This window comes from uncultured Paracoccus sp. (genome assembly GCF_947487305.1).
Classification (GTDB): domain Bacteria; phylum Pseudomonadota; class Alphaproteobacteria; order Rhodobacterales; family Rhodobacteraceae; genus Paracoccus.
Genome location: NZ_CANKWH010000056.1, coordinates 1 through 3,075, shown reverse-complemented (window position 1 = coordinate 3,075; position 3,075 = coordinate 1). Strand labels below are relative to the sequence as shown.

The following is a 3,075-nucleotide window of genomic DNA, read 5'->3' as shown; positions in this document are numbered from 1 at the left end:
TTTGGTTGCGGGGACAGGATTTGAACCTGTGACCTTCAGGTTATGAGCCTGACGAGCTACCGGGCTGCTCTACCCCGCGACAGGGTATGTCTTTTCGGAGGTTTGTCATCGGTTCAGAGAATTCCGTTTCTTTCCAGGTCTGGCGGTGACCTACTCTCCCACGTCTTGAGACGCAGTACCATTGGCGCGACGGCGCTTAACGGCCGAGTTCGGGATGGGATCGGGTGTTTCGCTCGTGCTATGGCCACCAGACCGGGAAAGAAACGGATCAGCGTTGCGCCCTTTCTAGGGGGCAGGTGTTGTCCAAGTGTTGCATGTCTGCATGCTTGTGATCGGTCTGGAAGTCTGTCTTCCACCGGATCAAATCAAGCCAATCGAGCCATTAGTACCGGTCAACTGAACGCATTGCTGCGCTTACATCTCCGGCCTATCGACGTGGTGGTCTTCCACGGCTCTCAAGGGATACCTTGTTTTGAGGGGGGCTTCCCGCTTAGATGCCTTCAGCGGTTATCCTGTCCGTTCATAGCTACCCAGCACTGCCGTTGGCACGACAACTGGTCCACCAGTGGAACGTTCACCCCGGTCCTCTCGTACTAGGGGCAACTCCTCTCAAGTATCCTACACCCACGGCAGATAGGGACCGAACTGTCTCACGACGTTCTAAACCCAGCTCACGTACCTCTTTAAACGGCGAACAGCCGTACCCTTGGGACCTGCTCCAGCCCCAGGATGAGATGAGCCGACATCGAGGTGCCAAACGATGCCGTCGATATGGACTCTTGGGCATCATCAGCCTGTTATCCCCAGCGTACCTTTTATCCGTTGAGCGATGGCCCTTCCACTCGGGACCACCGGATCACTATGGCCGTCTTTCGACTCTGCTCGACTTGTCAGTCTCGCAGTCAGGCTGGCTTCTGCCATTGCACTCAACGAGCGATTTCCGACCGCTCTGAGCCAACCTTCGCGCGCCTCCGTTACTGTTTGGGAGGCGACCGCCCCAGTCAAACTACCCGCCACGCAGGGTCCCGGATCCGGATGACGGACCGCGGTTAGACATCAAGAGTGCGAAGGGCGGTATCTCAAGGATGGCTCCACGAGGACTAGCGTCCCCGCTTCAAAGCCTACCGCCTATCCTGCACATCGCAATCCTGATGCCAGTGCGAAGCTGTAGTAAAGGTGCATGGGGTCTTTCCGTCTAACCGCGGGAAGTCTGCATCTTCACAGACAATTCAATTTCGCTGAGTCCACATTTGAGACAGCGGGGAAGTCGTTACGCCATTCGTGCAGGTCGGAACTTACCCGACAAGGAATTTCGCTACCTTAGGACCGTTATAGTTACGGCCGCCGTTTACCGGGGCTTCAATTCAATGCTTGCACATCTCCTTTTAACCTTCCGGCACCGGGCAGGCGTCAGACCCTATACGTCGTCTTGCGACTTCGCAGAGCCCTGTGTTTTTAGTAAACAGTCGCCACCCCCTGGTTTGTGCCCCCCGCCCATAGTTGCCTACGAACGGGGCCTCCTTCTCGCGAACTTACGGAGGTATTTTGCCGAGTTCCTTAAATGTGGTTCTCTCAAGCGCCTTGGTATTCTCTACCAGTCCACCTGTGTCGGTTTAGGGTACGGTCTCATGGAGGGCTATTTCCAGGAACCACTCAGCAGCAAGGTCAATCCGATAAGACCTCACTACACCTGTGATCCGTCACCATCTCCTGGCCCAGGAATATTAACCTGGTTCCCATCGACTACGCCTTTCGGCCTCGCCTTAGGGGCCGGCTTACCCTGCTCAGATTAGCTTTAAGCAGGAACCCTTGGACTTTCGGCGACAGGGTCTCTCACCCTGTTTGTCGCTACTCATGTCAACATTCTCACTTCTGATCACTCCACCGGATGCCTTACAGCCCGGCTTCACAGTCAGAACATCGCCTCCGTAACCCGCCCCCTTTTCAAGGAGCAAAGGGCTAAAGAGGCAGCGTTCTCTATCACAGAACGCTCCGCTACCGCGCACCCGAAGGTGCACCCAAAGCTTCGGCTCGTGGCTTGAGCCCCGTTACATCTTCGCCGCAAGACCTCTTGATTAGACCAGTGAGCTGTTACGCTATCTTTAAAGGATGGCTGCTTCTAAGCCAACCTCCTGGTTGTTTTGGAAGTCTCACATGCTTTCCCACTTAGCCACGAATTGGGGGCCTTAGCTGTTGGTCAGGGTTGTTTCCCTCTCCACGACGGACGTTAGCACCCGCCGTGTGTCTCCCGGATAGTCCTTCTTGGTATTCGGAGTTTACTTAGACTCAGTAAGGCTGTGGGCCCCCATCATCCATGTAGTGCTCTACCCCCAAGAGGATACGTCCGAGGCGCTACCTAAATAGCTTTCGCGGAGAACCAGCTATCTCCAGATTTGATTGGCCTTTCACCCCTAGGCACAAGTCATCCCGACCTTTTTCAACAGGTGTGGGTTCGGACCTCCAGTACGTGTTACCGTACCTTCATCCTGCTCATGCCTAGATCATCTGGTTTCGGGTCTGATCCGTCTAACTAAGTCGCCCATTTAAGACTCGCTTTCGCTGCGCCTACACCTAACGGCTTAAGCTTGCTAGACAGACCAAGTCGTTGACCCATTATACAAAAGGTACGCCGTCAGGGCTCAAGGCCCCTCCGACTGCTTGTAGGCGTCCGGTTTCAGAAACTGTTTCACTCCCCTCGTCGGGGTGCTTTTCACCTTTCCCTCACGGTACTGGTTCGCTATCGGTCAGCAAGGAGTACTTAGCCTTCGAGGGTGGTCCCCCGATCTTCAGACAGGATTTCACGTGTCCCGCCCTACTTAATGCGTCCAATTGAACTTCCCATACGGGGCTGTCACCCGCTCTGGCTGTGCTTTCCAACACATTCTGGTCATTCTCATGGCTCGGCTGGTCCCCGTTCGCTCGCCACTACTAGGGGAGTATCTGTTGATTTCCTTTCCTCCGGGTACTTAGATGTTTCAGTTCCCCGGGTTTGCCCTTAAAACCCTATATATTCAGGTATTAAGTCCCTGGTTAACCCGGTTATTGATATCCGAGGATAACAATAACTGGATTTCA

Annotated in this window: 1 tRNA gene and 2 rRNA genes; all 3 read right to left on the bottom strand. The window is 54.5% G+C overall.

Annotated elements, in window-relative coordinates:
* Nucleotides 1-2: 2 nt before the first annotated feature.
* Nucleotides 3-79: transfer RNA gene (locus tag Q1A36_RS21145), tRNA-Met, on the bottom strand.
* 58 nt (nt 80-137) lie between these two features.
* A 5S ribosomal RNA gene (gene rrf, locus Q1A36_RS21140) occupies nt 138-252 on the bottom strand.
* 109 nt (nt 253-361) lie between these two features.
* Nucleotides 362-3,075: ribosomal RNA gene (locus tag Q1A36_RS21135) — 23S ribosomal RNA — on the bottom strand; the annotation flags it as partial.